The following is a 26,719-nucleotide window of genomic DNA, read 5'->3' as shown; positions in this document are numbered from 1 at the left end:
CGGCCCGACCAGTCTAATGAAGGATCTCGCGCTGTCTAGCCTTGTAAAGGGTCAATCTTTTCGCGAACCACTACTGATTTCTTAGGCTGCCCTGGGGGGCCTGCTGTTCCTTCCGGCCCTTGGGTGCCTTCGAAGCCGTGGTTCCGGCGGAGCCGGAGATCCCACCGCCCCCGGCTATCCGCTCCCCGGCCGCGCCGGTCCGCGGGTCACCGGCTCCTTCCGGCTCGGCCGCGCCGGTGCCGGCGGGGGCCGCGTCGAGCAGCCGCCCGGCCTCGGCGCGGTGCGCCTCGGCGGCCGCCCGGTCGCCGAGGCGCTCCAGGGTGTCCGCCAGCCGCAGCCGGAGCGCCGCCCGCAACCGCGTGTCGCCCGCCTGCCCCGCGCACTCCACCGCCTCCAGGCAGGTGCGCAACGCCTCCTGCGGCCGACCCGCGTGCTCCTGCGCCCGGGCGGCCTCGCTGAGCGCCCGCGCCTGGCCGGGCACGTCCCGCAGCCGGCGGCACGCGGCCGCCGCCGCGCGCCAGCTGCGCAGCGCGTCGCCCCACTCGTCCCCGGAGGCGTACACCGCGCCGAGCCGCCCGTAGAGCCTCGCCTCGTCGGCGAGTTCACCCCGCGTCAGCCGCAGTTCCAGCCCGCGCCGGTACCAGTCGGCGGCGCGCTGCCAGTCCCCGAGTTCCTGGTGCGCGGCGGCGATGGACTCCAGCGACCGGCTGATGGCGTACGGGTCGCCCGACTCGCGTGCCGCCCCCAGCGCCTCCCGGTAGCGGTCCAGCGCCTCCGTCGTCCGTCCGGCGCGGGCGTCCAGGTCACCGAGGTTCAGCAGCGCCGCGCCCTTCTCCAGGGGCATCGCGCAGCGCTGTGCGACGTCGAGGACCAGTTGGTGCAGTCCGTAGAGCTCGGGCGCCGCCCGTTCGGCCCCCAGATGGGCCGTCAGGGCACGGGTCAGAGCGGAGACCAGCCGCCGGGCGAGCGTGTCGAGCCGGCCGTCCTCGACCGCCAGCCGGGCCGCCGCCAGCAGCGACGGCAACCGCGACAGCAGCCACTCCTCGGCGGCCTGCCGGGTGGAAAAGCGCAAGGGGCGCGGCAGTTCGGCGATCCTCTTGCGGGTCGCGGCGTCGCCCGTTTCGGTGATGGCCCGGCAGGAGTGGAGCTGGCGGACGGTCCGCTCCAGCATCCGCGCCCGCGCCAGCTCCACTTCGGCGGGCCGCTCCCGCTCGTACAGCGCGGCGCGCAGCATCGGCGCGAGACAGCCCGGCACCCGGTACTGCGGGGCCGGCGGATCACAGGGCCGGACCGCCGCGGCCGTTCCGCCCGGGCCGCCCGTTGCGCCCGGGTCGGTGGTCACGGCGGGCACCTCGGCGGGTTCGGCCCGCAGGAATCCCTGCTCGGTGAATTCCTCCAGCGCGGCCTGGGCGGCGGAGAGCGAACAGCCCGCCAGCGCCGAGGCGGTGTGGGCGTCGACGAGCCCGGCGGGGGCCAGGGCGAGCAGCCGCAGCACCCGGGCGGGGGTTTGCGGAAGCGACGCGTAGGCGAGCGTGAAGGCCCGGCCCAGGGGCCGGCCGCCGACCCCTTCGTGGCCCGCGGCGGGCGCCAGTTCCCGCAGCCGCTTGGCCACGTCGACGACCGACATCTTCGGCCGGGCCGCGAGCCAGCCCCCGACCAGCACCAGGGCGGCGGGCTGGCCGCCGCACTCCTCCACGACGCAGGCCGCGGCCACCGGGTCACAGGTGATCCGGGTGGGGCCCGCGTACCACTCCAGAAGGTCCACGGCGGCGGCCACGTCGAGGCCGCCGAGGGTGCAGGGCCGCACATCGGGGACGCCCGTCAGCGGGCCCCGGGAGACGGCGACGACCAGGCACTCCGACTCGTCCGGCAGCAGCGGGTCCACCTGCTCGGCGCCCGCCGCGTCGTCGTAGAGCAGCACGACCCGGCGGCCGTCCAGCGCACCGCGCAGCGCCTCGGTCAGCTCGTCCTCCCCGGCCCCGGCCGGTACGGGCGCGCCGAGCGCGGTGAGCAGGGCGCGGGCGGTCCGCTCGGTGGGGACGGGCTCCCCGTCGACCCCGGTGAGGCGGGCGCGCACCACCCCGTCCGGGTAGTCCTCGGCCAGCCGTCGCACCAGCTCCTCGGCCAGTGCGGTACGTCCGGAGCCGGGTCGTCCGGCGATGAGCAGCACCCGGCTGCGGGGGGTCTTGCGGCCGGAGAGCGTGTCGAGCCCGGCGCGGACGATGTCGGCGCGCAGCGCCTTCAGCTCACGCCCCCGGCCGACGAACCGGCCCTCCGCGGCGCGGACCTGACGGGTTCTCACCCCGGTACCCATGGCGGACAGCCGCCGCTCGGGCGGAGCCGCCGCCACTCCTCCGGTCTCCACCGCCTGCTCCGCCACGGGGCCCACTCCCGTCCACCTGCACGCACGAGCCCGTCGCGGCCGCGGCGGGAACGCGTCGAGCCTAGTTCACCACCCACCACACCTCGGGGGAAGCCTGATTCGGCTCACCGAAGATCACCTATTCGGTTGGCCTTATCGTCCGACGGGGTCGCGCCTGCGCACCACCGCTGCGCGGCGGTGTCCTCAATCGCCGGACGGGCTCGATACAAGCCCGTCCGGCGTTTGAGGACGCGCCCGCAGGGCGCCCCGCCGTCACTGGCGACCGCTCACACCTCGAACGGCCGGGCAGGCCAAGGTGCCTGTGCCGGGCGGAGGTCGTCGACGGCGCCGGAGGCCCGGGCCGCGACGAGGGAGAGGACGCCCACGACCAGGCAATTGTTGTGGAGATCACCCGCGAGGACACCGCGCACCAGCTCGTCCAGCGGGACCCGGGCCAGTTCCATGTCGGCCTCCTCCTCGGAGACCTCGAACCGCTCGCCCTCCACCTCGGACAGGTCACGGGCCAGGAAGATCCGTACGGCCTCGTCGCAGCCGCCCGGTGTGGTGTAGACGTCGGTGAGGACCCGCCAGTCCTCCGCCTTGACGTGCGCCTCCTCGTACAGCTCGCGCTGGGCCGCGCGCAGCGGGTTCTCGCCGGGGATGTCGAGCAGACCGGCCGGGATCTCCCACAGCCGCTGGCGCACCGGGTGGCGGTACTGCTTGAGGACCAGCACCCGGTCCTGCTCGTCGAGGGCGAGGACGGCGACCGAGCCGGGGTGCACCTGGTAGTCGCGGGTGGCGGTGGAGCCGTCCGGCATCACCACCGCGTCCGTGACCACGCTGGTCTTGTTGCCGACGAACGGCGTCTTCGTCTCGGTGATCCGCCACTCTTCGGCGTTGTCCTTGATGCCCATGTCGCGTCCGCGTCCTTCCGAAAAACAGAAACCGGAGTGGGGGTCTGCCTGCAGACCCCCACCCCGGTAACCGTATAGGCCGACCACCGGTCGGCCCGCGGTCAGCCCTGCTGGGCGGACTGCCGGCGGGCGACGGCCGCCTTGACCAGACCCGCGAAGAGCGGGTGCGGGCGGGTCGGGCGGGAGCGCAGCTCCGGGTGCGCCTGGGTGGCGACCAGGTAGGGGTGCGTCTCACGCGGGTACTCGACGTACTCGACGAGCTTGTTGTCCGGGGAGGTGCCCGAGAAGACCAGACCGGCCTTCTTCTCCAGCTCGGCGCGGTAGGAGTTGTTCACCTCGTAGCGGTGACGGTGACGCTCCTCGATGTAGGGCTCGTTGTCGTAGACCTCACGGACGATGGAGCCCTCGGCGAGCTTCGCCGGGTACATGCCGAGCCGCATGGTGCCGCCCATGTCGCCCTCACCGGCGACGATGTCCATCTGTTCGGCCATGGTGGAGATGACCGGGTTGGCCGTGGCGGGGTCGAACTCGGTGGAGTTCGCGCCCTCGATGCCCGCGAGGTTGCGGGCGGCCTCGATGACGACGCACTGCAGACCCAGGCACAGGCCCAGCAGCGGGACCTTGTTCTCCCGGGCGTAGGTGATCGCGCCGACCTTGCCGTTCACACCGCGGTCGCCGAAGCCGCCGGGGATGCAGATCGCGTCGACGTCGGCGAGCTGCTTCTTGGCGCCCGCGGGCGTCTTGCAGTCGTCCGAGGCGACCCACTTGACCTTGACCTTGGCGCGGTTGGCGAAGCCGCCGGCGCGAATGGCCTCGGTGACCGAGAGGTAGGCGTCGGGCAGGTCGATGTACTTGCCGACGAGCGCGACGGTGACCTCGTGGTCGGGGTTGTGGACACGGTCCAGCAGGTCCTCCCACTGGGTCCAGTTCACATCGCGGAACGGCAGGTCGAGCTTGCGCACGACGTAGGCGTCCAGGCCCTCGGTGTGCAGCACCTTGGGGATGTCGTAGATCGAGGGGGCGTCGATCGCGGCCACCACCGCGTCCTCGTCGACGTCGCACATCAGCGAGATCTTGCGCTTGATGGCGGTGGGCACCTCACGGTCGGCGCGCAGCACGATCGCGTCGGGCTGGATGCCGATGTTGCGCAGGGCGGCGACCGAGTGCTGGGTCGGCTTGGTCTTGAGCTCGCCCGAGGGACCGATGTAGGGCAGCAGCGAGATGTGCACGACGAAGACGTTGTCGCGGCCGACCTCGTGGCGGACCTGGCGGACCGTCTCCAGGAACGGCAGCGACTCGATGTCGCCGACGGTGCCGCCGACCTCGGTGATGACGACGTCGACGTCGTCGGTCGCCATGCGCCGGATGCGGTGCTTGATCTCGTTGGTGATGTGCGGGATGACCTGCACGGTGTCGCCCAGGTACTCGCCGCGCCGCTCCTTGGCGATCACGGTGGAGTAGACCTGGCCGGTGGTGACGTTGGCGGAGCCGTCGAGGTCGACGTCGAGGAAGCGCTCGTAGTGGCCGATGTCGAGGTCGGTCTCGGCGCCGTCGTTGGTGACGAACACCTCACCGTGCTGGAACGGGTTCATCGTGCCGGGGTCGACGTTCAGGTACGGGTCGAGCTTCTGCATCGTGACCCGCAGACCCCGCGCCTTGAGCAGCGCACCCAGGCTGGAGGCGGTCAGCCCCTTGCCGAGCGAGGAAGCGACACCCCCGGTGACGAAGAGGTGCTTGGTCGTCGTGGGCTTTGCGGCAATGGCCAAAGGGGGGCTCCCGTGGTCGCGAGGTGAGGTGCGTACCGGCGATCACCCGGATTTCTTCGGGGGTGCCGTCGCTGCGGTTGGGGGGTCTTGCGCCCACCGGTCCACGGGGTACCAGGGTATCAGCGCCCGGGGCCGGACGCGTCCGGTGACGCGGTGGCGGCCCCCCGGCGGCCCCTTCGACGGGCCTCCGACAGCCTCTCCGGCGGGCCTCCGACAGCCTTCCGGCAACCCTTCCACGGCCCTCGCGCGTCTCCTTCGGGTCCCTTGGGCGGCCCCTTCGCGACACCTGTGCGCCCCCTCGGGGACACCTTCGCCGGCCCGTCCGGTCCGGCCTCCCAGGCCACCCATTCGGCACAGTTTCCTCCACCAACTGTCGCGCGTCGCACCAACGGGGCGTCGTATCCTGCACGGACACATGCAGCGAGCCGGCCGGCACGGCACCATCCCTGCCCCTCCCCGGAACAAGAGCTCGTCAAAGATCGCTTGACCGCAAGAGGACCCTTCGGGGTCACGTGGCCGTTCGACTGGAGATGACGTGGCCGGGCGTATCGAGGATTACGCACTCATCGGCGATATGCAGACCGCCGCCCTTGTCTGCCGGGACGGCACGGCCGACTGGCTGTGCCTCCCCCGTTTTGATTCCCACGCGACATTCGCCGGGCTGCTGGGCACCGAGGAGCACGGCTTCTGGCGCATCGGTCCCGCACACCCCTCGGGAGCGGCACCACCGCACGCGGACCGGCGCCGGTACCGGGGGGACTCCCTCGTGCTCGAATCCGAGTGGGACACCCCGCGCGGCACCGTGCGGGTGATCGACTTCATGCCGCCGCGTGACGGCGCTCCCCAGCTGATCCGGATCGTGGAAGGCGTCAGCGGCCGGGTGCCGATGCGCTCCTCGCTGCGGATGCGGTTCTCCTACGGGCGGGTCGTGCCGTGGGTTCACAAGGTCGGCGAGCGCACGGTGGCCGTCGCGGGCCCCGACTCGGTGTGGCTGGACACCTCGGCCGAGACCTTCGGCAAGGACCTCACCACCTATTCGGATTTCACCGTCGCCCCCGGCGAGCGGGTCGCCTTCACCATCAGCTGGCAGCCCTCGCACCGTGAGCCGCCCGCGCTGCCCGATCCGGAAGGGTCGCTGGAGGCGACGGAGGAGTTCTGGCGGGAGTGGGTCGAGCACTGTACGTACCACGGCCCCTACCGGGACGCCGTCGTCCGCTCGCTGATCACCCTCAAGGCGCTCACCTACGCCCCGACGGGCGGCATCGTCGCCGCGCCCACCACCTCGCTGCCCGAGGACATCGGCGGCTCCCGCAACTGGGACTACCGCTTCACCTGGCTGCGGGACGCCGCGATCACCCTCTCCTCGCTGCTGCGCACCGGCTACCGCGAAGAGGCGCGGGCCTGGCGCGAGTGGCTGCTGCGCGCGGTCGCCGGCGACCCGGAGAACCTCCAGATCATGTACGGCATCGCGGGCGAGCGCGAGCTGGGCGAGGCGGAGCTGCCGTGGCTGCCGGGCTACGAGAACTCCGGCCCGGTCCGGATCGGCAACGGCGCGGCGGGCCAGCTCCAGCTGGACGTCTACGGCGAGGTCACCGAGGCGCTGCACCTCGCGCACATGACCGGGCTCGCCCGCAACGACTACGCCTCGCTGCTTCAGCTGCGCCTCATCGGTTATCTCGAGGACCACTGGAACGAGCCGGACGAGGGCATCTGGGAGGTGCGCGGCCCGCGGCGGCACTTCGTGCACTCCAAGGTGATGGCCTGGGTGGCGGTGGACCGCACCATCAAGCTCCTGGAGTCCGGGGACGTGGACGGCCCGCTGGAGCGCTGGCGCGAGCTGCGCGACGACATCCACCGGGACGTCTGCGAGAAGGGGTACGACAAGGAGCGCAACACCTTCACGCAGTCCTACGGCTCCAAGGAGCTGGACGCCTCGCTGCTGCTGATCCCGCAGATGGGCTTCCTGCCGCCCGACGACAAGCGCGTCATCGGCACCATCGAGGCCATCCAGCGCGAGCTGTCGACGCCGGACGGTTTCGTGCTGCGCTACCCGACCGCCGGCGAGGACGCGGGCGTGGACGGTCTTGAGGGTGACGAAGGGGCCTTCCTGGCCTGCTCGTTCTGGCTCGCGGACGACCTCGCGATGATCGGCCGGGTGGACGAGGCCCGGCAGCTCTTCGAACGGCTGCTGGCGCTCCGCAACGACCTGGGACTGCTCGCGGAGGAATGGGATCCGCGCCTGCAGCGGCAGGTGGGCAACTTCCCGCAGGCGTTCAGCCACGTGCCGCTGATCGACACGGCACTGCGGCTGACGGCGTCGAGCGCGTTCGGGGGCTGACCGGCGCACACGTACGGGCGCGGCGGCCCGTGGCGTGGACAGCACCGTTGCACGGAGGTGCCCTCAAGCGCCGGACGGGCTGCTGTGTTCTGTCCTCAAGCGCCGGACGGGCTCGAATCAAGCCCGTCCGGCGCTTGAGGACGCGCCCGCAGGGCGCTCAGCCGCCGCAGGCGGCACGGACCGGCCCGCAGTCGAAGAGACCGCCGGCCAGGCGAGACGCGGCCCTGCGAGGATCGGGGAATGGAACCGCGAGGCCCGCAAGGGACGATCACCGTGGCGCGGGCGCTCGAACTGCCCGCGCTGCGCCGGGGGCTGCCCGAGGTCGTGGCCGCCCCCGACCGGCTGGACCGCCCGGTGCGCTGGGTGCACGCCGGGGAGGCGCCGAACATCGCCGCGCTGCTCAAGGGCGGCGAGCTGCTGCTGACCACCGGCCTGGGGCTGGGCACCCGCCCCGCCGAGCAGCGCGCGTTCGTCCGCGGTCTGGTGGAGCGGGACATCGCCGCCCTGGTGGTGGAGCTGGGCGCGCGCTTCGCGACGCTGCCCGCCGCGGTGGTGGACACGGCCCGCTCCTACGGGCTGCCGCTCGTCCAGCTGCACCGGGAGGTGCCGTTCGTGGCGGTGACCGAGGAGATCCACACCGAGCTGGTCAACGAGCACTACGCCCTGCTGCGCCGGGCCGAGGAGGTGCACCGGCAGTGCACCCGAGTGCTGCTGGACGGGGGCGGGGTACCGGAGATCCTCCGGCTGTTCGCGGGGTTCGCGGGCAACCCGGTCTTCCTGGAGACGCCGGACGGCCGGCTGCTGTACGCGACCGGTCCCGCGCCGCAGCCGGGTGCCGCCGATCCGCTCCAGGTCTGGGAGGGGCTGCGGGCCGGGGCCGGCCCGGGCGGGGGGCTCGCGGGCAGCGTGCTCGCCGACATCCCGGGCAGCGGCCCGGGCCCCGACGCGGTACGGGCCCGGCTGGCCGTGCTGCCGGTGAACGCGCCGCTCGCACCGGTGCACCGCATCGCGGCGGACCGTACGGCAGGGCTGCTGGCGGTCGTCCTGCTCCAGGAGCGCCAGGAGGAGGAGCTGGCGGCGCGGGGGCGCGGTGACTTCCTGACCGACCTCGCGGAAGAGCGGCTGGATCCGGCGGACGCACCCGCCCAGGCCCGGGTGCTGGGGTTCAGGCCGGGCCCGGGCCCGCTGCTGCCGGTGGTGCTGCGGCCGGAGCCCCGGCACGCGGGCCCGGCGCCGGCGGACAGCTGGGCGGCCCTGACCCATGCGGTGCGGGAGGAACTGACGGCGGTGGGCGCGCCGGTGCTGCTGGGCGTGCGGCTGCCGGAGGGCCGGATGCCGTTGCTGGTCGGATTGCGCGAGGAGGCCGACCGTGGGGCGGTCGCCGAGCGGGTGGCGGCGGCGCTGCGGGCCGGGGTGGGCCGGGCGTGGCCGGAACGGGCGGGTTCCCGGCCGCCGGTCGTGGTGGTCGGGGCGGCGGTCGGCTGGCCGGCGGCGGGTGCGGCCCTGCGGCACGCGGCGGACGCGGCGACGGCGGCGCGGGTGCTGCCGGACCGGCCCTGGCACGATGTGCGGCGTCTGGACGTCGACCTGCTGCTGTGGCGGCTGCGCTCCCACGGTGATCTGACGGCGTTCGTCGAGCGGGTCATCGGCCCGCTCCTCGCCCATGACCGCGCCGCCCGCCCACCGCTCCTGCCGACCCTGGAGACCTACCTCGCCCACGCGGGCCGCAAGGCGGAGACCGCACGCGAACTCCACCTCAACCGCCAGACCCTCTACGACCGCCTGGCCCGCATCGCCCGCCTCCTGGGCACGGACCTGGACGACCCCCAGACAGCCCTGGCCCTGAACCTGGCCTTGCAGGCCCGGCGGCACGTGACGTGAGTACGGGCTGAGCCCGGCCCAACCAAGCCCGCTGGGGGCACCTCCCAGCGGTAGCTGGGGCAGATTGAGGACGCGCCCGCAGGGCGCTCAGGCCGTGAGTTCGTCGTAAATGCTCAGTACATGGGCGACCGTATCGTCCTCCGACGGCCAGCTCGCCGCCTGCGCACGGCCCGCGGCGGCGAGTTCCGCACGGCGGGCGGGGTCGTCGAGGAGGCGGGTGACGGCGGTGGACAAGGCGTCCGGGTCGCCGTAGGGGACGAGTTCGGCGGCGTCGCCGACCAATTCCGGTACGCCGCCGACCGAGGTCGCGACCAGCGGGACGCCCGCGTGCAGCGCCTCCTGGGCCAGGAGCGAGCGGGCCTCCCAACGGCTCGGCAGGATCGCCACGTCGGCCGCCGCCAGCAGTTCGGGCACGTCGTCGCGCCGGCCGACCAACCGGATCGGCAGGGCTTCGGTCTCGATCCGGTGCTGTATCCACGGCCGCTCGGGGCCCTCGCCCGCCACGATCAGCAGCGGTTCGGGGTCCAGCTCCCGCCAGGCCCGCGCGGCGTCGAGCAGCGGGCCGTAGCCCCGGCCCGGCTCCAGGGCGCCGACGGCGACCAGCAAGGGCCGGGCCACCGCACCCAGTTCCGCGCGGGCCTTGTGGCGCAGGCAGTCGTCCTCCGACGGGCCGGGGCGCGGGGCGGGCACCGCCACCGGCGCCAGCCGGGCATCACGCGCGCCGCGCCGCCGGGCCCGGTCGACGAGGTCCGACGAGGCGCCGAGCAGGACCGCCGCGGCCCGTGCCGCGCGCCGCTCCATCAGCCGCACGACATGGGCCCGGGCGCCCTGCGCGCGCACCTTCGTGTGCCAGGTGACGACCAGCGGCGTGTGCCGTCCGCGCAGCGCCAGCGCCGCCAGCACCCCGGAGCGCAGTCCGTGCGCGTGCACGACGTCGGCACCGGCGCTGGCGGCCCGGATCCCGGCGACCGCCGACGCGTCCGCGCAGGTCGGCAGCGGGGCGAAGGAGGCTCCCGAGCCCGCGAAGGCGTACCCCTCCCCCGTCCCGCGCGGTGCGCACACCGTCACCCGCAGCCCGCGCGCCACGAGCCCGGCCGCGAGCGACCGTACGTGCGCGCCACTGCCCGCGCTCCCGCTGCCCAGGACCTGAACGGCGTGCAGGGACGGCCGCGTGTGCGACAGGCCGGGTGTACTGCTCACGCGGGCGGAGCTCCTGATTCGACGTCGGCGGAGTCGGGCAGAGTCGGGCAGAGTCGTACGACACGGTGCTGAGCCCAGGATGCCAGCCCCCACCGGCATCCCTGCACCAGCATTGCGTGATATGTCGGCCTTACCTCGCCCACGCATCCACGGATTCACTCACATGAGTGACCAGGGCGTCCGTAACCAAGACCAGGCCGGGCCATCGCCGACGAGCGGTCGTCCGGGCGCCGCTCAGTACCCCGTCTCGCGGGCCGCCGCCAGGAGTTCCTCGGCGTGGGCGCGGGCCAGCTGGGAGTCCTCCTGGCCCGCCAGCATGCGGGACAGCTCGCGCACCCGGTCCTCGCCTTCCAGGGCCTGTACGCCGCTTCGGGTCACCGAGCCCTCGTGGGTCTTCTCCACCACCAGATGGCGGTCGGCGAAGGCCGCCACCTGCGGGAGGTGGGTGACCACCACGACCTGCGCGGTGCGGGCCAGCCGCGCCAGCCGGCGGCCGACCTCGACGGCGGCCTTGCCGCCGACGCCGGCGTCGACCTCGTCGAAGAGGTACGTCGGCACGGGGTCGGAGCCCGCGAAGACCACCTCGACGGCGAGCATGACGCGGGACAGCTCACCACCGGACGCCCCCTTCGCGATGGGACGCGGCGGGGCGCCGGGATGCGGGGCGAGCAGCAGCTCGACGTCGTCGGCGCCGTGCGGTCCGTACGCGACGGCCCGGCCGCCGACCTCGATGCCGGACTCCGGCGGGTCCACCTCGGTCTGCCGGACGGAGAAGGTGACGCGCGCGTGCGGCATGGCGAGCGAGGCGAGTTCGGCGGTGACCGCGTCGGCGAATCGCTTCGCCGCCTCCGTACGGGCGTCGGTCAGGGTCTGCGCCAGCTCGCCCAGCTCGGCGCGGAGCGCGTCCCGCTCGGCGGTGAGTTCGCCGATGCGGTCGTCGTCGCCCTCCAGCTCGCCGAGCCGGGCCGCGCTCTCCTCGGCCCAGGCCAGCACGGCGGCGATGTCCGGCCCGTACTTGCGGGTCAGGTGTGTCAGGGCGGCGCGGCGTTCCTCCACCGCCGCGAGCCGGCGGGGGTCGGCGTCGAGGTCGGAGGCGTAGCCGGCCAGTTCCCCGGCCACGTCCGCGAGGAGGATGCCGAGTTCGCCGAGCCGCTCGGCAAGCGAGGCGAGGGCGGGGTCGTGGGAGCGCACGGTCTCCAGGGCGCGGTGGGCGCCCGCGACGAGGCTGGTGGCGTCGAACGCCTCGGGGTCCTCGGGGTTTCCGGCGAGGGCGGCGTGCGCGGCGGTGGCCGCGGAGGCGAGGGCCTCGGCGTGGCCGAGCCGCTCGGCCTCGGCGGCGAGTTCGGCGTCCTCCCCCGGCAGGGGCTCGGTGGCGGCGATCTCGTCCAGGCCGAAGCGCAGCAGGTCGGCCTCCTGGGCGCGCTCGCGGGCGCGCGTGGTCAGCTCCTCCAGCTCGGCGACGACGGCCCGCAGCCGGCGGTAGGCGCCGCCGTACTTGGCGAGCGGCACGGACACCGCGTCGCCCGCGTACCGGTCGAGGGCCTGCCGCTGCCGGGCCGGGCGCAGCAGCCCCTGCTGGTCGGTCTGGCCGTGCACGGCGGCCAGGTCGTCCGCCAGCTCCGCCAGCAGCCCCACGGGCACGCTCCGGCCGCCGAGGTGGGCGCGTGAGCGCCCCTCGGCGGAGAGGGTACGGCTGATGAGCAGCGTGCCGTCGTCGAGTTCGGCGCCGGCCTCCTCGGCCCGGACGGCCGCGGGCGACCGGTGGTCGACGGTGATCCTCCCCTCGACCACGGCGGCCTTGGCCCCCATCCGCACCAGGGCGGGGTCGGCACGCCCGCCGAGCAGCAGACCGAGGCTGGTGACGACCATGGTCTTGCCCGCGCCGGTCTCGCCGGTCACCGCGGTGAAACCGGGCGACAGCTCGACCACCGCGTCATCAATGACGCCCAAGGACCGGATCCGCATCTCCTCCAACACGGATACGACCATACGAGGTTCCGGGGGCGCCTCGCGACGGCCACCCCCACCGACCGCCCTGCGGGCAGCCCCACCACCGGTCCGGGTGACCGCTCCATGGCCCCGGAGCCCCTTACCGGCCAGGCTTGTCGTCGGCAGGTCCCACCGGTCCCTCACCACACCCACGAGGCCCGTATGAGCGTTCGACACCATACGCCCCGCGCCGCCGCGCTCCTGCTCGCCGCCGCGGTCGCCCTGTCCACCGCCCTCGGCACCGGGAGCGCGGGCGCCCGCGGGCCCCGCCCGGCGGGGCCGGACGGCACGTGGCGCATGGACGGCTACGGCACGGTCGTCTCCGTCGAGGACGGCGGGCGACGGCTGCGGACGTACGAGACCACGGCCGTCAGCTGCCTTCCCGGGGAGCTGACCGCCACCCGCCCGAAGGCCACGGGCCCGTTCCGGCAGGGCGGCGACGTGCTCACGGTGGATCCGACGGGCCCGGACCGGGCGGAGTTCGCCTTCGCCGACGACGTGGGCCACCGCACGCTGCGCCGCACGGCCGCACTGCCCGCGCCCTGCCGGGGCACGAGGGCCCCCGCCCCGGACGCCCGTGCCGACCCGCGGGACGTCTTCGACGTCTACTGGCAGACCTATGCCGAGAACTACCCGTTCTTCGCCGCCCGGAAGGTCGACTGGAACGCCGCACGGGAGCGCTTCCGGCCCCGGGTCACCGGCACGACCCGCCCGGCCGAGCTGTTCTCGATCCTGTCGGAGATGATCCGGCCGCTGCACGACGGGCACACCGGGCTGGTCGACCTCACCAGGCCCGAGGACTTCTTCTCCGGCATCCGCCAGGACACCGTCATGCCCCGGGAGGGGGCGCGCAAGCGTATCGACGAAGCGGTTCTGGCCGGCCCCGTCGGGGATCTCCGGCTCTCCCGGGCCCACGGGATGATCACCTACTCCGAGAGCACCGACCGGATCGGCTTCCTCCGGATCACCGGCTTCCAGAACTACGCGCCGGAGAAGAGTTACGAGGCCGACAGGGCCGTGCTCGGCAAGGCCCTCGACGAGGTCTTCACCGCCGCCCGCACGACCGGCCCGAAGGCGCTGCGCGGTCTGGTCCTCGATCTGCGGCTCAACGGCGGCGGCTCCGACCGCCTCGCCCTGGACGTGGCCGACCGGCTCAGCGACCGGTCCTACCCGGCCTATCTCAAGCACGCCCGGAACGACGCCCGCGACCCCCGGAAGTTCACCCCCGCCGAGCCGGTCCCGGTCCGCCCGCACCGGGGCCCGCTCTATACCGGGCCGCTGGCCGTCCTCACCGGGCGGCTCACGATGAGCGCGGGCGAGACCCTCACCCAGGCGCTGCTGGGCCGGGCCCCGAAGCCCATGCTGATCGGCGAGAACACCCAGGGCCTGTTCTCGGACAAGCTGATGCGCACGCTGCCTAACGGCTGGAAGTTCTGGCTCCCCAACGAGGAGTTCCTGAGCCCGCGGGACGGCCGCACGACCTACGACGGCACGGGCATCCCGCCGCGGATCCGCACGGAGGTGTTCACCCGGAGGGAGCTGGCGGAAGGCCGCGATTCGGCTCTCGCCGCGGCACGGGCGTGGCTTTCCGGACGACTCCGCTAAGGCCCGTCCGCCTGCGGCGGCAGGGCGCCCTGCGGGCGCGTCCTCAATCGCCGCCGGACGGGCTTGGTGTGGCTGAGGTCAGCCACACCAAGCCCGCTGGGGGCACCTCCCAGCGGTAGCTGGGGGAGATTGAGGACTACCGCCGCGCAGCGGTGGTGCGCACGCCACGGGCCCGCAGGGCCCACTCACACGACCCGCCGGCCAAGGCCACGGCTAGTGCGGCGCGCCCCGCCACCCGGCGACCGGGAGGGCGAACTTCGCGACCAGGCGGTCCGTGAAGGAGGCGTGGTGCAGACGCGCCAGCCGCACCGGTACCGCGCCCCGGCGTACCTCCACCCGGGCTCCCGCGGGAAGTTCGACGGTCCGTCTGCCGTCACACCACAGCACGCCGTTGGGCGTCTGCGGCTGCACCTCCACCGCGAGCACCGAGTCCGGCGCGGTGACCAGGGGCTTGGCGAAGAGCGCGTGCGCGCTGATGGGGACCATCAGCAGCGCCTCGACCTCCGGCCACACCACCGGGCCGCCCGCCGAGAAGGCGTACGCGGTGGAACCGGTCGGGGTGGCGCAGACGACGCCGTCGCCACCGAACCGCGAGACCGGCCTGCCGTCGACCTCGGTGACGACCTCCAGCAGCCGTTCGCGCGCGGCCTTCTCGACCGACGCCTCGTTCAGCGCCCAGTCGGTGTGCACCACGTGCCCGTCGTTGCGCACGAGCACGTCGAGGGTCATCCGCTCCTCGACCTCGTACGCCCGCGTCACGACACGGTCGACGACCTTGTCCAGGTCGTCGCGCTCGGCCTCGGCGAGGAAGCCGACCCGGCCGAGGTTCACGCCCAGCATCGGCACCCCCGAGCGCCGCGCGAACTCGGCGCCGCGCAGCAGGGTGCCGTCCCCGCCGAGCACCACCAGGAGTTCGCATCCCTGGAGGACGTCCGGCTTGCCGGGGCCGGCCTCCACCAGTTCGGCCGAGGGCGGCAGCGGCAGGTCGGCGGCCTCCTCGGCCAGCACCCGTACGCCGATTCCGCAGCGCAGCAGCCCTTGGACGACCAGCTCGGCGCTGCGGATGGCCGCCGGGCGGCCGGTGTGGGCGAGGAGGAAGACCGTGCGTCCGCCGGTCTCCTCCCCTGCCGGGTCCTGCTCCTGCGATGCTGCTGATGCTGCTTCTGAAGTGGTCAACGGGGCCCCTCCGCCACTGCACGGTCAACGTCCGCCGGGTCCAGTTCGGGCGCTCCGGCGCGCAGCCACAGAAAGTACTCGACGTTGCCCGACGGCCCGGGCAGCGGGCTGGCCGTCACGCCCAGCACGCCGAGGCCCAGCCCCGCCGCGCGGGCGGCGACCGCGCGGACCGCCTCGGCCCGCAGCTGGGTGCTGCGCACCACCCCACCGGTACCGAGCCGTTCCTTGCCGACCTCGAACTGCGGCTTGACCATCAGCACCAGGTCGGCGTCGGGCGCGGCGCAGCGCACGAGGGCGGGCAGCACCAGGCCGAGCGGGATGAAGGACAGATCGCCGACGATCAGGTCGACGGGCTGGTCGTCGATCTGCTCCAGCGTCAACTCGCGGACGTTCGTGCGGTCCTTCACGGTGACCCGCTCGTCGCTCTGCAGCGACCAGGCGAGCTGCCCGTAGCCCACGTCCACGGCGACGACGTGGGCGGCGCCCGCGCGCAGCAGGACGTCCGTGAAGCCGCCCGTGGAGGCGCCGGCGTCGAGCGCGCGGCGGCCCTCGACCTTCAGGCCGAGCGGGACGAACGCGGCGAAGGCACCGGCGAGCTTGTGGCCGCCGCGGGAGACGTAGTCCGGGTCGTTCTCGTCCTGGGTGACGACGACGGCGGCACTGATCTCCACCTGGGTGGCCGCCTTGGTCGCGGTCGTGCCGCCGACGGTCACCCGGCCCGCCGCGATCAGCTGGCTCGCGTGCTCGCGGGAGCGGGCGAGTTTCCGGCGCACCAGCTCGGCGTCGAGTCGGCTGCGGCGCGGGCGGGTCACTGCCACGAGTGGTTCAGCTCCTGTGGTCGTACGAAGCGGGGGCGCCGGACGGCGCGGGTGGTCCGGGGCGCCGGTCGAGCGCGGTGAGCGCGTCGCGCAGGCCCCGGTGTACATCCTCGTACACCTCCAGATGGCCGGACGCGGCGAGGTGGTCGGCGTCGGCCAGCCGGAGGAGCTGGGCGTCCACGGCGGCGTCGCCGGTGGGCGTGCGCTCGACCCCCAGCGGCAGCGGTCCGTCGCCGGGCGGGACGCCGGGCGTCCGCTCGCCGGTGGCCGGGGCGCTTTTGGGCCGGGGCGCCGGCTCGTCCGGCACGCCGCTCATCGCTTCGCTCATGACTCCGACGCTACCTCCAAACGGTGCCTGTGCGGCGTACGCGATCCACTGAGGTAGCGTCCCTCCCAATGGCGACCATCGAGGAGTGCCGCAGCGCACTCGACCGGCTGGCGGAGAACCTCGCGGGGGCGGGCGGCGACCTCCGCGACGCCGCCGCGCCCGACCGCTCGCTCAGCTGTCACATCAGCGATCTCGACGTCACCTTCGTGGGTCATCTGGCGGGCGGGCACATCCAGGACGTGCGGACCCTGCCGGGGACCCCCGAGCGGCGGGCGGAGATCGCCCTGACGATGTCCGGTGACGATCTGGTGGCACTGGTCGACGGCAGGCTGAAGTTCGCCAAGGCCTGGGCCGGCGGCCGGGTCAGGGTGCAGGCGAGCCTGCGGGACGTGCTGCGCCTGCGGTCGCTGCTGTAGCGGTCCGGGAGGGCCGGGACCGCCGGGCGGCCGGTACGACCAGGGGCGTCGCGGTCTCCGGGTCCTCGATGACCTGGCAGCGCAGCCCGAACACCCGCTCCACCAGCTCGGCCGTCACGACGTCCGCCGGTGCCCCCTCGGCGACGACCCGCCCGTCGCGCATGGCGATCAGGTGGGTGGCGTAGCGCGCGGCGTGATTGAGGTCGTGCAGCACGGCGACCAGGGTGCGGCCCTGCTCCTCGTGCAGTTCGGCGCAGAGGTCGAGGACCTCGATCTGGTGCTGGATGTCGAGGTAGGTGGTGGGTTCGTCGAGGAGCAGCAGCGGGGTCTGCTGGGCGAGGGCCATGGCGATCCAGACCCGCTGGCGCTGCCCGCCGGAGAGTTCGTCGACGTACCGGTCGGCGAGTGCCTCGACGCCGGTCGCGGCCATGGACTCGGTCACGATCCGCTCGTCCTCGCGCGACCACTGCCGCAGCAGTCCCTGGTGGGGGTGGCGGCCGCGGGCGACGAGGTCGCCGACGGTGATCCCGTCGGGGGCGACGGAGGACTGCGGCAGCAGCCCGAGCGTGCGGGCCACCCGCTTGGCGGGGTAGGAGTCGATGGCCGAGCCGTCCAGGAGGACGGACCCGGCGGTCGGCTTGAGCATCCGCGACAGGGCGCGCAGCAGCGTGGACTTGCCGCAGGCGTTGGGGCCGACGATGACCGTGAAGGAGTTGTCGGGCACCGCGACCGAGAGGTTCTCGGCGATGACGCGCCGGTCGTAGGCGAGGGTGACGGAATCGGCCGCCAGTCGGCTCATGGGGTCTCTCCTGGGGTCCTGGGCGCGGTGCGGCTGTCCGGCGGCGGGCCGGTGGTCGGGGTGCGGCCCGTTCATATCCGGCCCGCCTTGCGTTCGGTGACCAGCAGCCACAGCAGATAGCAGCCGCCGAGCATGCCGGTCACGGCGCCGACGGGCAGTTGGTCGGCGCCGAAGATCCGTTGGGACGCCCAGTCGGCGCCGACCAGCAGGGCGGCGCCCATGCAGGTGGCGGCGGCCAGGTTGGGGCCGGGGGCGCGGGTGAGCCGCCGGGCGAGCTGGGGCGCGGCCAGGGCGACGAAGGCGACGGGCCCGGCGGCGGCGGTCGCGACGGCGGTCAGCAGCACGGCGGCCACCACCAGCACGAGCCGGCACCGCTCGACCCGTACGCCGAGCGCATACGCGGCGTCGTCGCCCATTTCCAGCATCCGCAGGGACCGTCCCTGGCCGAGGACGACGGGGAAGACGACGCCGCACACGACGAGCAGCGGCCACACCTGCTCCCAGTCGCGGCCGTTGAGCGAGCCGACCATCCACACCATCGACCGGGTGGCGTCGACGATGTCGGCCTTGGTCATGAGGTAGTCGCGGGCGGCGGTGAGCACCGCGGTCGCGCCGATGCCGACGAGGACGAGGCGGTAGCCGTGGATGCCCTTCTGCCAGGAGAGCAGATAGACGGCGAGGCCGGTGACCACGCCGCCGACGACGGCGCCGCCCGCCACGGCGAAGGTGCCGCCGTGGAAGAGGACGATGACGGTGAGGGCCCCGGCGGCGGAGCCCTGGCCGAAGCCGATCACGTCGGGGCTGCCCAGCGGGTTGCGGGAGACGGACTGGAAGACCGCGCCGGCCAGCCCGAGGGCCGCCCCGACGAGCAGCCCGACCAGGGCGCGGGGAAGCCGCAGGTCGTGGACGATGAACTCCTGGGCGGGGGTGCCGCCACCGGTGAGGGTCGTGAGGACCTCGGCGGGGGTCATGGGGAAGTCGCCGGTGCCGATGAGGACGACCGAGGCGGCGAGCGCGAGGGCCAGGAGCAGCGTGACGACGAGCGCCGACCGGGGGGCCACGCGCAGGGACAGCCCGCCCCGGGTGCGGATCGTTTTGGCGGTCACAGCTGGGCCATCCTCCGGCGACGTACGAGATGAATGAAGACGGGCCCGCCGATGAGCGCGGTGACGATGCCGGCCTGGAGTTCGCCGGGCCGGGCGACGACCCGGCCGATCACGTCCGCGCCGAGCAGCAGCACGGGCGACAGGACGGCCGCGTACGGCATGACCCAGCGCAGGTCGGGGCCGGTGAGACTGCGGACGATGTGCGGGACCATCAGGCCGATGAAGACGATGGGGCCGCAGGCGGCGGTGGCCGCGCCGCACAGCAGCGTGACGGCGAGCATCGCGAGGACGCGGGTGCGGGTCAGCCGGGCGCCGAGCGCGCGGGCGGTGTCGTCGCCCAGCGCCACGGCGTTCAGCGGGCGGGCGAGCGCCAGGGCGATCAGCACTCCGGCCGCGATGAACGGTGTGATCTGCCGTACGAGGTCCGCGTCGGCGACGGCGAGCGAACCGGCCGTCCAGAAGCGCATCTTGTCGAGCGCGGCGGAGTCCAGGAGCTGGACGGAGTTGACGTACCCGTACAGCGCGTAGGTCACCGCGGTGCCCGCGAGCGCGAGCCGTACGGGGGTCGCGCCCCGGCTGCCGCCGAGCGCATAGACGACCACCGCGACGACGGCGGCGCCGAGGAAGGCGAACCATACGTAGCCGCGCACCGAGGTGACGCCGAAGAAGGTGACGGCGGAGACGACCGCGGCCGAGGCCCCGGCGTTGACGCCGAGCAGTCCGGGGTCGGCGAGCGGGTTGCGGGTGAGTGCCTGCATCACCACGCCGGCGAGTCCGAGACCGGCTCCGACGAGCAGTCCGAGCAGGGTGCGGGGCACGCGCACGTCCCGCACGACCACATCGCTGTCGCTGCCCGCGGCGTGGAAGAGCCCGTGCCAGACCTGGTCCAGGGGGATGGGCTTGGCGCCGACGGCGATGCTCGCGACGACGACCAGCGCCAGCAGCGCGACCGCGGCGAGCAGCCCGGCGCCGCGCGCCGCGCTCCGGCTGCGGGGCGCCGCCGATTTCGGCGGTTCCGCTGAGGTTTGGGGGGGACTCTCGACCAACACGCGGTTAGGTTAGCCTACCCTGACGCCACCCCATCGAACGAGGTTCGTTCGAACGCACTCCCGAGAGAAGTACATCCCCATGAGCACCCCCCGCATCCCCTCCCCCTCCCGCCGCGGCCTCCTCGCCGCCGGTGGCGCCCTCGGCATCGGCGCCTTCCTCACCGCCTGCGGGGGTGGCGGCTCGAAGGACGCGGGCGGCTCCGGCTCGGGCACCGACTCCGGTCCCTGGACCTTCAAGGACGACCGGGGCACCACGGTCAAGGCCGACAAGACCCCGAAGAAGGTCGTCGCCTTCACCGGCACCGCCGCCGCCCTCCACGACTTCGGCTTCACCTGCGCGGGCGTCTTCGGCCCGACCAAGCTCAAGGACGGCAAGCCCGACCCGCAGGCCGGTGACCTCGACGTCGACAAGGTGACGATCCTCGGCAACGCCTGGGGCGAGTTCAACGTCGAGAAGTACGCGGCCATGAGCCCCGAGCTGCTCGTCACCAACATGCTCCAGGCGCAGGACCTCTGGTACGTGCCGGACGACAGCAAGAAGAAGATCCTCGGCCTCGCCCCCAGCGTCGGAATCAATGTCACGAAGGTCTCGCTGACCCAGGTCATCGCGCGCTACGCCGCGCTCGCCGAGTCGCTCGGCGCCGACCTCAAGGCCAAGAAGGTCACGGACGCGAAGGCACGCTTCGAGAAGGCGTCCGAGACCCTCCGCAAGGCCGCCAAGGCGAAAAAGGGCCTGAAGGTCCTCTGCGCGTCCGGCTCCGCCGACCTGCTCTACGTCTCCGAGCCGAGCGTCTACGCCGACCTCACCTACTTCAAGCAGCTCGGCGTCGAGTTCATCGTCCCCGACAAGGTCACCGGCGGCTTCTTCGAGAGCCTCAGCTGGGAGAACGCGGGCAAGTACGCCGCGGACCTGATCCTCCTGGACAACCGCACCTCCGCCCTGCAGCCCAAGGACCTGGAGTCCAAGCCCACCTGGGCCGGGCTGCCCGCCGTCAAGGCCGGCCAGATCACCCCCTGGCTCAGCGAGCCGCGGTACTCCTACGCCGGCTGCGCGCCGCTCGTCGAGGGCCTCGCCGCCGCGCTCGAGAAGGCCAAGAAGGTCAGCTGAGGCCGCCCGGCGCCCACCGGCCCGCCCCGCCTCCCGACGACGCCCGAAAGGACCCCGGTCCCATGACCGACGCCCCGCCCTACCGCTTCTTCGACGCGCACGTCGTACGCACCGAGCGGATCAGCCCCGCCATGGTCCGCGTCACCTTCGGCGGTGACGAACTCCATGACGTCGTCGTCGACGGCCGCGACCAGCGCTTCAAGCTGTTCCTGCCCCGGCCGGGGCAGGAGGCGCCGGTCCTGCCCGCCCTCGACGAGAGCTGGTTCGGGCAGTGGCGGGCCCAGGACCCGTCCGAACGGGCCGTCATGCGCACCTACACCGTCCGGGAGATGCGCTACGAGCCGGCCGAGATGGACGTCGACTTCGTCCTGCACGGCGTCGGCGACGACGCGTCGAGCGGACACGCCGGCCCGGCCTCGACCTGGGCCCACGCCGCCCGCCCGGGCGACCGCGCGGTGCTCCTCGCCCCGGTCGGCACGGACAACGGCGGCGCGGACTTCCAGCCGCCGGCCGGCACCGACTGGGTCCTCGTCACCGCCGACGAGACCGCCCTGCCCGCCACCGCCGGCATCCTCGCCTGGCTCCCGGCGGGCACCAGGGCCAAGGTCTGGATCGAGGTCCCGCACGCCGACGACGTCCAGGACCTTCCCACCGCCGCCGACGCCGACATCACCTGGCTGGTCCGCGACGCCGGCCGGGAACCGGTACTCGACGCCCTGCGCACCGCGGAGCTGCCCGCCGGCACCCCGTACGCCTGGATAGCCGGCGAATCCGGCACCGTCCGCGCACTCCGCCGCCACCTCGTCGGCGAACGCGGCTTCGACCGCCGCGCGGTGACCTTCACGGGCTACTGGCGCCGCGGCGCCACGGAAGAGGACCTGCTCGCGGAACTGACGTGACAGCTGGACCACCGCTGCGCGGCGGTCGTCCTCAATCGCCGGACGGGCTCAAATTGAGCCCGTCCGGCGATTGAGGACGCGCCCGCAGGGCGCTGAGCCGCCGCAGGCGGCAAAACCACCTACCAGCCAAGCCGCGCAAGCGAACCCGTCGCGGACAATGCGCAGGAGCCCTCCCCCGCCGCCGTCCACGCCGCCGCGCAAAGCGCCCGCAGGGCATCGGCACGGTCACCGTCCCCGTCCAGCACCAGCGCCTCGCCGTCGGCCGAAGCCGTCCAGCCCCCGCACCGGAAGCCCTCACCCACGGCCTCCACCGACGGCTGCGGCTCCAGCAACCCCCGCAGGTCCTCCGCCACATACGTCGGCCGGTGCTCCGGCACCGCCGCGAGCAACTGCGCCACCGTCGTCACACCGGTGAGGACCAGCAGCGAGTCCACGCCGCCCACGTGCGCGCCCTCGATGTCCGTGTCGAGCCGGTCCCCGACCACCAGCGGCCGTTCGGCACCCGTCCGCAGCACCGTCTCCCGGTGCATCGGCGGCAGCGGCTTGCCCGCCACCTGCGGCTCGGCGCCCGTCGCGGTCCTCACGGCCTGCACGGCCGCGCCGTTGCCGGGCGCGATGCCCCGCGCGCTCGGAATCGTCAGATCCGTGTTCGAGGCGAACCACGGCACGCCGCGCGCCACCGCGTACGACGCCTCCGCCAGCCGCGACCACGGCATGTCGGGGCCGCCGTACCCCTGCGCCACGGCGGCCGGGTCGTCGTCGGCCGAGTCCACCGGCACCAGCCCGCGCTCGCGCAGCGCGACCCGCAGCCCCTCCGCGCCGATCACCAACACCCGCGCCCCGGACGGAAGCTGATCGGCGATCAGCCGGGCCACCGCCTGCGCGGACGTGATCACGTCGGACGGCTCGGCCGGCACCCCCAGCCGCGTCAGATGCTCGGCCACGGCGTCCGGGGTGCGCGCCGCGTTGTTCGTCACGTAGGCGAGGTGCATGCCCCCGTCCCGGGCCGTGCCCAGCGAATCGACGGCGTGCGCGATGGCCTCGCCGCCCGCGTACACCACGCCGTCGAGATCGAGCAGCGCCGTGTCATAGGCCTCGCTGAGCCGCTTCGCGCTGGCGTCGGGGCCGGTCCGGACGGTCTGCTTCATCGTGTGATCGCTCCTTGTGCTGTACGTCTCTTCACAGATCATTGCTCATCCGCCCATGAGACATAACATTTCCCAATGAGCACTCCAGGTCATGCAGGGCAGGGTCTTCAACTCGCCCCCTTCCGAGGGCTTCGCTATGTACCCGAGCGGGTGGGCAGTCTCGCCGCTGTGACATCACCCCCTTATGACGTCGTCGTGCGGCCGGACGGTTTGCGCCACCTGGAGACCGCCGACCCGCACAACATCGTCCGGCTGATCCTCCCGCAGGCCGCCACCGCCGCCGACCGGCACCGGCAGGCCGCGGAGACGCTGCGGCACTGGCAGGAGGAGCGCATCCTCGCCGCCGACCCCGAGCCCGCACTGTACGTCTACGAGCAGCGCGGTGACGGCATACTGCAACGCGGTCTGATCGGCGCCCTCCGCCTCAGCCCCCGTGACGAAGGCGTCGTCCTCCCCCATGAGGACGTCATGCCGCACATCATCGAGGACCGCGCCGCCCTGATGCGCGACACCGGGGCCAATCTGGAACCGCTGCTCTTCTCCTACCGGGGTGGCGAGAGCCCCACTCAGGGCGCGGCGGGTGTCATCGAGCGCGTGATCCACACCGAACCGCTGCTGTCGACGACCACCGAGGACGGCTACGCCCACCGCCTGTGGTCGATCACCGACGCGGCCGACCTGGCCCGGATCGACGAGGACCTCTCCGGCCGGCAGGCCCTGATCGCCGACGGCCACCACCGCTGGGCCACCTATCTGCGGCTGCGCGCCGAGCAGCCGGCCCCCGGCCCCTGGGACTTCGGTCTGGTCCTCCTGGTGGACACCTTCCGCTACCCGCTGCGGGTGCGGGCCATCCACCGTCTGCTGCACCGGCTCCCGGTCGCCGAGGCCCTGGCCGCCGTGGACGGCGTCTTCCGGGTGCGGACCGTGGAAGGCCCCTTGCCGAACGCGCTGGAGGCGCTGGCCGAAGCCGTCGCCGACGGGGGCAACGCCTTCGTCCTCGCCGGTGACGGCCGCTTCCACCTTCTGGACCGCCCGGATCCGGAGCTGCTGGCCCGCACGGTCCCCACCGACCGCCCGCAGGCGTGGCGCGGACTCGACGCGACGGTGCTGCACTCCGCTCTCCTGGAGCACGTCTGGCGGGTGGCGGACGACCCGGAGCACATCGGTTACATCCACGAGACGGCGGCGGCCGTCACCCAGGCCGAGCGCCACGGCGGCACGGCCGTGCTGATGCACCCGGTCCACGAGGACGTCGTACGGGAACTCGCCGCGCAGGGCGTGACCATGCCCCGCAAGTCGACGTCCTTCGGCCCCAAGCCGGCCACGGGCCTGGTCCTGCGCAGCCTCGCGCTGAACTGAGTTCCCGCATGTCCGGACCGCGTCCGGACATGCGTGGAGGGCGGCACCCCGGGTCTTCGGGGTGCCGCCCTCCACGTTCAGCGATCAGCTCTTGTCGTCGGAGCCCTTGGCGTCCTGACCATCCACGACATCCTCGACGTCCTGGTCACCCTTGACGTCCTCGGCGTCGGCGCTGCCGGAGGCGACCGGCTCCACGTCCGCCGCCACGGCCTCGTCCGCGACGACCTCGACGGCGTCCTCGTCGCCCATGGCGTCCGTGAACTCCACACCGTCGAGCTCGGCGAGCCGGTCGGACGCGTCGGTCATGCCGCCCTGGTCGGCCTCGAGGGCCTTGGCGAACCACTCGCGCGCCTCGGCCTCGCGGTCCACCGCGAGCAGCGCGTCGGCGTAGGCGTAACGCAGTCGGGCGGTCCACGGCTGGATCGAGTTCGATGCCAGCTCGGGGCCCTGGAGCGTCACGACGGCCGCGTCGGCCTGGCCCATGTCCTTGCGGGCACCGGCGGCGACCAGGCGCATCTCGACCTGGCCGGCCTTGTCCAGCTTCGCCACCTCGGGCTCGCCGGCCATGGCCAGCGCGCGCTCGGGGCGGCCCATGCCGCGCTCGCAGTCGGCCATGACGGGCCACAGCTCGACGGAACCCGTCATACGGCGGGCGGCACGGAACTCGGCGAGCGCCTCGGTGTACTTGCCGGTCGCGTACGCGGCGAAGCCGGCGGCCTCACGCACGGCGGCGACACGCGAGGCGAGCCGCAGCGCGATCCGGGAGTAGGCGTACGCCTGCTCCGGGTCCTCGTCGAGCAGGTTCGCCACCATGACGAGGTTGCGCGCGACCTCCTCGGCAAGGCCCTTGGGCAGGCTCATGAGCTCCTGCCGGACGTCCTTGTCGATCTCGTCGCCGGTCACGTCGTCGGGGATCGGCAGGCGCTTCACCGGCTCGCGGTCGTCGCGCCGGTCGTCACGTCGGTCGTCACGACGCCCGTACCCACCGGAACGGTCGTCGCGCCCCCGGTAGCCGCCGCCACCCTGGCGGTCGTCGCGGTACGACGGGCGCGAGCCACGGTCGTCGCGACCGCCGCGGTAACCACCGCGGTCGTCATCACGGCGCGGACCACGGTCGTCGCGGCCGCCACGGTAGCCGCCACGGTCGTCGTCACGGCGGGGACCGCCGTAGCCACCACCGGTGGGACGGCCACCACGGTCGTCCTCACGGCGCGGGGCACGCTCGTCACGGCGGAACGTCGGACGGTCGTCGTCACGGCGGGGGCCGCGGTCGTCACGACGGTCATCGCGACGGAAGCCACCGCGGTCGTCCTCACGGCGCGGGGCACGCTCGTCGCGACGGAACGTCGGACGGTCGTCGTCGCGGCGGGGGCCGCGGTCGTCACGACGGTCGTCACGACGGAACGGCGGGCGGTCGCCGCCACGGTCGTCACGGCGGGGACCGCCGTAACCGCCACCGGTGGGGCGGCCACCGCGGTCGTCGCGGCGGTCGAAGCCACCGGGACGGCCACCACGGTCGTCATCACGACGGGGACCACGGTCATCACGACGGTCGTCACGACGGAAAGCGGGGCGGTCGCCGCCACGGTCGTCGCGGCCGCCACGGAAACCGCCACGGTCGTCGTCACGGCGGGGACCGCCGTAGCCACCACCGGTGGGACGGCCACCACGGTCGTCCTCACGGCGCGGGGCACGCTCGTCACGACGGTCGTCACGACGGAACGGCGGGCGGTCGCCGCCACGGTCGTCACGGCGGGGACCGCCGTAACCGCCACCGGTGGGGCGGCCACCACGGTCGTCGCGGCGGTCGAAGCCACCGGGACGGCCACCACGGTCGTCATCACGACGGGGACCACGGTCATCACGACGGTCATCGCGACGGAAACCGCCACGGTCGTCATCGCGACGCGGGCCGCCGTAGCCACCACCGGTGGCGGGGCGGCCACCACGGTCGTCACGGCGGGGGCCGCCGTAGCCACCACCACTGGAGGGGCGACCACCGCGGTCGTCGTCACGACGCTGGCCGTAGCCACCACCGGTGGGACGGCCACCACGGTCGTCTTCCCGGCGCGGACCACGGGGACGGTCGTCGCCACGGTCGTCACGTCGGAAGGCAGGACGGTCATCGCGGCGGTCGTCGCGGCGGAAGCCGCCGCGCGTGTCGTCGCGTCGAGGCCCGCGAGGGGCACCACGCCTCGGCTCGCTGCCCGATCGATCGTCGGGAGAGTTGGTGGACATCGACGTGACTCCTGTCTTCGGGTACCGCAGTCATTCTCGCGCACCCAGCTGGCCGGCGCGCTTCGGCAAAAACAAAAAGGACCCTTGGTCCCAGCGTGAACGCTGGGACCAAGGGTCCTTGAAATATTGTTCGGCGGCGTCCTACTCTCCCACACGGTCCCCCATGCAGTACCATCGGCGCTGAAAGGCTTAGCTTCCGGGTTCGGAATGTAACCGGGCG

20 protein-coding genes, 1 rRNA gene and 1 pseudogene are annotated in these 26,719 nt (G+C 73.6%); 7 read left to right on the top strand and 15 right to left on the bottom strand.

Annotated elements, in window-relative coordinates:
* Positions 1 to 70: 70 nt before the first annotated feature.
* The 3 genes from ACZ6MA_RS17875 to ACZ6MA_RS17865 all read right to left on the bottom strand — a co-directional run bounded on the left by ACZ6MA_RS17875 (position 71) and on the right by ACZ6MA_RS17865 (position 5,042).
* Positions 71 to 2,380, bottom strand: coding sequence for a tetratricopeptide repeat protein (locus ACZ6MA_RS17875; protein ID WP_469434740.1), 2,310 nt, complete (start codon positions 2,378 to 2,380; stop codon positions 71 to 73).
* Between the two features lie 269 nt (positions 2,381 to 2,649).
* The gene (locus ACZ6MA_RS17870) at positions 2,650 to 3,276 is read right to left on the bottom strand and encodes an NUDIX domain-containing protein (protein ID WP_469434738.1); all 627 of its coding nucleotides are present in this window, start codon (positions 3,274 to 3,276) and stop codon (positions 2,650 to 2,652) included.
* A gap of 101 nt (positions 3,277 to 3,377) precedes the next feature.
* Positions 3,378 to 5,042: a CTP synthase gene (locus tag ACZ6MA_RS17865; protein ID WP_245381410.1), complete on the bottom strand. Its 1,665-nt coding sequence runs from the start codon at positions 5,040 to 5,042 to the stop codon at positions 3,378 to 3,380.
* 535 nt (positions 5,043 to 5,577) lie between these two features.
* On the opposite strand from ACZ6MA_RS17865, the gene ACZ6MA_RS17860 reads away from it, so the two are divergent.
* Positions 5,578 to 7,380, top strand: coding sequence for a glycoside hydrolase family 15 protein (locus ACZ6MA_RS17860; RefSeq protein ID WP_469434736.1), 1,803 nt, complete (start codon positions 5,578 to 5,580; stop codon positions 7,378 to 7,380).
* Positions 7,381 to 7,620: 240 nt separating this feature from the next.
* Positions 7,621 to 9,261, top strand: coding sequence for a PucR family transcriptional regulator (locus tag ACZ6MA_RS17855; RefSeq protein ID WP_469434735.1), 1,641 nt, complete (start codon positions 7,621 to 7,623; stop codon positions 9,259 to 9,261).
* Positions 9,262 to 9,348: 87 nt separating this feature from the next.
* Here ACZ6MA_RS17855 and ACZ6MA_RS17850 read toward each other — a convergent pair whose 3' ends face one another.
* Positions 9,349 to 10,461, bottom strand: a complete 1,113-nt coding sequence (locus ACZ6MA_RS17850) for a glycosyltransferase family 4 protein (protein WP_469434734.1) — start codon at positions 10,459 to 10,461, stop codon at positions 9,349 to 9,351.
* Positions 10,462 to 10,695: 234 nt separating this feature from the next.
* Positions 10,696 to 12,450, bottom strand: a complete 1,755-nt coding sequence (gene recN / locus ACZ6MA_RS17845) for a DNA repair protein RecN (RefSeq protein WP_469434733.1) — start codon at positions 12,448 to 12,450, stop codon at positions 10,696 to 10,698.
* A 162-nt stretch (positions 12,451 to 12,612) separates the two neighbouring features.
* Here recN and ACZ6MA_RS17840 point away from each other — a divergent pair, with 162 nt between their 5' ends.
* Positions 12,613 to 14,055, top strand: coding sequence for a S41 family peptidase (locus tag ACZ6MA_RS17840; RefSeq protein WP_469434731.1), 1,443 nt, complete (start codon positions 12,613 to 12,615; stop codon positions 14,053 to 14,055).
* 213 nt (positions 14,056 to 14,268) lie between these two features.
* Here the strand turns inward: ACZ6MA_RS17840 and ACZ6MA_RS17835 are convergent, their stop codons facing one another.
* The 3 genes from ACZ6MA_RS17835 to ACZ6MA_RS17825 are packed head-to-tail and all read right to left on the bottom strand — an operon-like array spanning position 14,269 to position 16,377.
* The gene (locus ACZ6MA_RS17835; RefSeq protein WP_469434730.1) at positions 14,269 to 15,231 is read right to left on the bottom strand and encodes an NAD kinase; all 963 of its coding nucleotides are present in this window, start codon (positions 15,229 to 15,231) and stop codon (positions 14,269 to 14,271) included.
* A complete protein-coding gene (locus tag ACZ6MA_RS17830) occupies positions 15,228 to 16,043 on the bottom strand; it encodes a TlyA family RNA methyltransferase (protein WP_184733794.1) in 816 nt (271 codons plus the stop codon). Before ACZ6MA_RS17830 ends, ACZ6MA_RS17835 begins: the two co-directional genes overlap by 4 nt.
* 13 nt (positions 16,044 to 16,056) lie before the next feature.
* On the bottom strand, positions 16,057 to 16,377 hold the full coding sequence (locus ACZ6MA_RS17825) for a hypothetical protein (protein ID WP_469434729.1): 321 nt from the start codon (positions 16,375 to 16,377) through the stop codon (positions 16,057 to 16,059).
* Positions 16,378 to 16,445: 68 nt separating this feature from the next.
* Between ACZ6MA_RS17825 and ACZ6MA_RS17820 the strand changes: the two genes are divergently transcribed.
* Positions 16,446 to 16,793 (top strand): sterol-binding protein, encoded by a 348-nt coding sequence (locus ACZ6MA_RS17820; RefSeq protein ID WP_469434728.1) that lies wholly within the window; start codon positions 16,446 to 16,448, stop codon positions 16,791 to 16,793.
* Here ACZ6MA_RS17820 and ACZ6MA_RS17815 read toward each other — a convergent pair.
* The 3 genes from ACZ6MA_RS17815 to ACZ6MA_RS17805 form a co-directional block, all read right to left on the bottom strand.
* Positions 16,741 to 17,592: an ABC transporter ATP-binding protein gene (locus tag ACZ6MA_RS17815; RefSeq protein WP_469434727.1), complete on the bottom strand. Its 852-nt coding sequence runs from the start codon at positions 17,590 to 17,592 to the stop codon at positions 16,741 to 16,743. The genes ACZ6MA_RS17820 and ACZ6MA_RS17815 overlap by 53 nt on opposite strands.
* A gap of 71 nt (positions 17,593 to 17,663) precedes the next feature.
* The gene (locus ACZ6MA_RS17810) at positions 17,664 to 18,698 is read right to left on the bottom strand and encodes a FecCD family ABC transporter permease (RefSeq protein ID WP_469434725.1); all 1,035 of its coding nucleotides are present in this window, start codon (positions 18,696 to 18,698) and stop codon (positions 17,664 to 17,666) included.
* Entirely contained in the window at positions 18,695 to 19,747 is a 1,053-nt protein-coding gene (locus ACZ6MA_RS17805; protein WP_469434723.1) for a FecCD family ABC transporter permease, read from the bottom strand. The genes ACZ6MA_RS17810 and ACZ6MA_RS17805 overlap by 4 nt, the downstream gene beginning before the upstream one ends.
* Before the next feature lie 79 nt (positions 19,748 to 19,826).
* Between ACZ6MA_RS17805 and ACZ6MA_RS17800 the strand changes: the two genes are divergently transcribed.
* Together ACZ6MA_RS17800 and ACZ6MA_RS17795 are read left to right on the top strand one after the other, a co-directional pair.
* On the top strand, positions 19,827 to 20,855 hold the full coding sequence (locus ACZ6MA_RS17800) for an ABC transporter substrate-binding protein (RefSeq protein WP_469434722.1): 1,029 nt from the start codon (positions 19,827 to 19,829) through the stop codon (positions 20,853 to 20,855).
* A 62-nt stretch (positions 20,856 to 20,917) separates the two neighbouring features.
* Positions 20,918 to 21,754, top strand: a complete 837-nt coding sequence (locus ACZ6MA_RS17795; protein WP_469434720.1) for a siderophore-interacting protein — start codon at positions 20,918 to 20,920, stop codon at positions 21,752 to 21,754.
* A 119-nt stretch (positions 21,755 to 21,873) separates the two neighbouring features.
* On the opposite strand, the gene ACZ6MA_RS17790 is transcribed toward ACZ6MA_RS17795, so the two are convergent.
* Positions 21,874 to 22,902, bottom strand: coding sequence for an HAD-IIA family hydrolase (locus tag ACZ6MA_RS17790; protein WP_469434719.1), 1,029 nt, complete (start codon positions 22,900 to 22,902; stop codon positions 21,874 to 21,876).
* A gap of 75 nt (positions 22,903 to 22,977) precedes the next feature.
* On the opposite strand from ACZ6MA_RS17790, the gene ACZ6MA_RS17785 reads away from it, so the two are divergent.
* Complete coding sequence (locus ACZ6MA_RS17785) at positions 22,978 to 24,261, top strand: DUF1015 family protein (RefSeq protein WP_469434718.1); 1,284 nt, start codon at positions 22,978 to 22,980, stop codon at positions 24,259 to 24,261.
* 84 nt (positions 24,262 to 24,345) lie between these two features.
* Here ACZ6MA_RS17785 and ACZ6MA_RS17780 read toward each other — a convergent pair whose 3' ends face one another.
* The 3 genes and pseudogenes from ACZ6MA_RS17780 to rrf all read right to left on the bottom strand — a co-directional run.
* Positions 24,346 to 25,182 (bottom strand): tetratricopeptide repeat protein, encoded by an 837-nt coding sequence (locus ACZ6MA_RS17780; protein ID WP_469435176.1) that lies wholly within the window; start codon positions 25,180 to 25,182, stop codon positions 24,346 to 24,348.
* 174 nt (positions 25,183 to 25,356) lie between these two features.
* Positions 25,357 to 26,166, bottom strand: a pseudogene (locus tag ACZ6MA_RS17775) (hypothetical protein); the annotation flags it as partial.
* Positions 26,167 to 26,627: 461 nt separating this feature from the next.
* Positions 26,628 to 26,719, bottom strand: a 5S ribosomal RNA gene (gene rrf / locus ACZ6MA_RS17770); the annotation flags it as partial.

This window comes from Streptomyces sp. NPDC042259 (assembly GCF_055582085.1).
This window is presented reverse-complemented; position numbering and strand designations above follow the sequence as displayed.